General features: G+C 64.9%; 3 protein-coding genes and 1 pseudogene. 1 reads left to right on the forward strand and 3 read right to left on the reverse strand.

Features of this window, described 5'->3' with window-relative positions:
- Positions 1-99 precede the first annotated feature (99 nt).
- Positions 100-609 (forward strand): SDR family NAD(P)-dependent oxidoreductase, encoded by a 510-nt coding sequence (locus ACIQFZ_RS43285; protein WP_402693986.1) that lies wholly within the window; start codon positions 100-102, stop codon positions 607-609.
- Between the two features lie 53 nt (positions 610-662).
- Here the strand turns inward: ACIQFZ_RS43285 and ACIQFZ_RS43290 are convergent.
- The 3 genes and pseudogenes from ACIQFZ_RS43290 to ACIQFZ_RS43300 all read right to left on the reverse strand — a co-directional run.
- Positions 663-812: pseudogene (locus ACIQFZ_RS43290) on the reverse strand (integrase); the annotation flags it as partial.
- 148 nt (positions 813-960) lie between these two features.
- On the reverse strand, positions 961-1,365 hold the full coding sequence (locus tag ACIQFZ_RS43295) for a DUF2690 domain-containing protein (protein WP_402693984.1): 405 nt from the start codon (positions 1,363-1,365) through the stop codon (positions 961-963).
- 471 nt (positions 1,366-1,836) lie between these two features.
- Positions 1,837-1,986 carry a hypothetical protein gene (locus ACIQFZ_RS43300; protein WP_402693985.1) on the reverse strand — a complete coding sequence of 50 codons (150 nt, stop codon included), beginning with the start codon at positions 1,984-1,986 and terminating at the stop codon, positions 1,837-1,839.
- Positions 1,987-3,267 lie beyond the last annotated feature (1,281 nt).

The following is a 3,267-nucleotide window of genomic DNA, read 5'->3' on the forward strand; positions in this document are numbered from 1 at the left end:
GAAGCGTGAAGAACTCCCATCATCGCAGGTCACAAGGCACTTCCTCGTCTCCGGAGAAGCTATCCACAGACATCAAGCCGGTGGATCCGGGCTCAAGGAATCGCCAAGCAGATGGTCAAGCGCGGCGCCGGAAGAATCGTTTGGGTCTCATCCCGAGAGGGCCTGAACGTCAACCCCTTCACCGGTATCTACTCCGCTTCCAAGCACGCGGTCGAGGCGATCGCCGAAACCATGGCCCACGAGCTGCAGGAGCACAACATCGAAGTCGCCACGGTCAACCCGGGGCCATTCCTGACCGGCTTCAACGACCGGATGTTCCAGACCTGGGAGAGCTGGGAGGACGACCCGTCTCAGCGGCTTTTCGACTACGCCAAGCTCGCCTTCCCTCGAGCGCAGTTCGATCCTGAAGCGGTCTATGCGACGTTGACGTCCGTCGCTGCCGGGGAGGTCGACAGTTTCCGCAATCTGGAGCCCAAGTCGATGCTCGAAGAGACCAAGCGTCTCCAGCAGGTTCCCTGGGAACGCAAGGTCACGGATGGCCTCGGGACCCGGCATCAGGCCATCCAGCACTCCTACGAGATGCGGCCTGAGACTCCCGTCGTCCACTGACCGCTTCCCAACCGTTGCAAGCAGCCTGGCCTGTCACGGCTTGAGGTCGCCCGCCAGCGGAGGCACCGTCGGGGTATCAGCCCGCAGAGGACGGCGAACCAGAACCGGTCGGCCGGCACGTAACGGACCGAGTCGGCCAGCTGCCGGCGCAGGACTGCGTTCTCGTGCCGCAGCACGAGCAGCTCGGCGTCCTTGGTGGTTTCGGCGTCGGTGTACTGAATGATGATGCCGGCGCACCCGTCCGGCAGGAGGCTGGTGGCGATGGTGAGGCCGCCGGTGATGACGCCGACCTCGTCGGTCAGCGCGCTGCCAGGCGGAAAGGCCTGGACAGGTCGACGCCAAGAGGCGCAGTCATCGCCAGGCAGTGGCCTGAGTCGCATGGATGCAGTACGACTCGAAGGTGCTCTTGCCGCCGGCCTTCGGCCTGGTGCAGGCCGTGACCTGGAAGGCGCCGTCCGGCACGGCCACCATGTTGGTGAACTTGTCGTCCCCGTACTCGATCTCGGCGGTCCGCGAGCCACGGCCCGGGACCGTCACCAGATCGCCGGGGCTGCCGCGTTCGATCCTGGCCCACACCGCCTTGCAGTCCTCGCTGTAGCGGATCTGGAGCTGGGCCGGGTTGCCCACAGTGGGCTTGAAGGTGCGCGCGTCCTCACCGCAGCCCTGATTCTGCGGGTTCTTGCCGTTGCAGGCGTCCCCCGGACAGGTCGGATCGTCGAGGAACGCCTTCATCACATGGTCGCCTAACGGGGTCACCAGGCGGCCACCACGGCGGCCACCACTGTACTGACGACGGCGAGTGCGTACGCTGCTGCCGCCGGGCCGCTGAGCCACCTTCTCGCAGACCGCCGCGATAACGAGCCGGAGCCCGCCGTCGATCCCGATGTGGAGCTGCCGCCGCTCGTGGAGCCTGACGTGGACCCGGATGAAGAACTGGAGCCCGACGTCGAGCCGGACGAGGAACTGCTACCGCTACTGCTCGTGGTCATGTGGATTCACCTTGACTCCTGGAGACCAGGAACGCTTCCTGTTGCCGCAGAGGAAAGGCGCATCCAAGGAAGCAGGGAGGCATGTCGGTTCTTCTGTGCGCGCCCCCTCGTACGCGCAGAGTTGCCAACGGTCCTCTTGCCGCTTTCCTGCTGTACGGCTCTCCGTTTCCTCCACCTGCAGAAAGCCGCACGGCAGGACGGCAAAACAGCCACGCACCTGCGGAAAGGCGTGGAAAGGTCACGCCTGTCGCGGGGCGATCAGCTCGGAAAGCTCCTGCACGTCCTGGGTCGCCCGCATCCCCGTCAGACGTGCGGTGACGTTCGCGATCCCGTCACCGATCTTCATGCTCTGCACGCCGTCGTCCAGTACTACGCCTGCAGGCCGCATTGCCCGCCCCCTCATACGCCTTGCTGATCCGATCGAAGCTGCCGAGGCTGGGCCGTCGTTCCCCCGTACACCGTGCACACATCCGTACGCGGTTCCCTGGTCGGGCGTGACAACGCAGTACGAGTCGCAGCTTTTACGAATGTTGTGCGCATCGGGTTCCTCGAAGGAGCAATGGAACTCAAGCGCGAAGCTCTTTTCGCCTTCTGACTCGCCAACTCCGGCAGCCAGGGCATAGATGTCTGGCCCGGGCTCGTGCCACCCGTACGCGATATTCGCAGTGAACCTGTAGGTCACACGCGTGTTCTACCAGGGCCTGCAACGACCGATAACGTGAGGGCGGCAGAACGGCTTTGAGCTGGAGTTTCAATGAGCTATTTTTGCGTTGCCGTCCAGGGTGAGGACGGCGGCGGCGATTGACGACAATCGATTTGGACTGCATTGGGCCTTGCGGAAGATCCGCCAGGACTTCAGACGGGCCACACCCCGTTCCGCGAGACGTACGTGGCCGCCCAGGATGCCCGCGGGCGCTGAAGGCTACTGAGCGCTCATAGGCGTCCGACGCGGGGTCAACTCCGTAGCCCCCTCGGGTCGGGGCCCTGGCCGGGGCTGCCGCGAACCGCGACCAGAGCCACAATGCCATTTACGGTCCGTCCGTATGCGGAGCCGTGGCTGCGTTCGCAGCGCGGCGCGAGCGGACCTGTGAACAGCAGCGTCGCGGTGGACGGCTCGTGAACGTTTCGAGCGGTCACCAGCATGAGAACCGTGATTTCCTCATCGGTCTCGGGTCGCAGGCCGACCGGGTTTCCTCAGGCCTCCAGCGCCGAGGATCTTTCGTACATAGACGTCGGTGCGGGCAGGAATCGGTTGGTCGAGTGGAGTTCAGCCTCGATCCTTCAGGCGTGATTGCTGCCAGTTGAGGTGATCGGTTCATCCCGTTTGTCCCGGCCGGTGCCGGGTGGGATCTTCGCGTGTCGCTGCGGCTGCGCCGGGCTTCCACGGTTTCCGGGGTGGGGCTGCTCCTTCCTGGCCTGCGTCGGGGTGGTGGCACCCGGTTCATGGGGCGGCGGGCAGTGCGCCGAGCCGTCGCCAGCTGGTGGTGAAGGCGTCGGCCCAGGGCCAGGTGGTCTCGATCCGCAGCCATCGGTGGCGGGCGTGCTTCGCGAGGCGGGCCGGGAGCTGGTAGAGCCTAAGCTTGAAATTAAACCTTCGGTGATCGTTCGGGGATCGAGTGGTTCACCCACATGGGAATCTGCCGGACATGACGACGACCTCCCTTTCACG

Source organism: Streptomyces sp. NPDC093064, assembly GCF_044754605.1.
Taxonomy (GTDB): domain Bacteria; phylum Actinomycetota; class Actinomycetes; order Streptomycetales; family Streptomycetaceae; genus Streptomyces.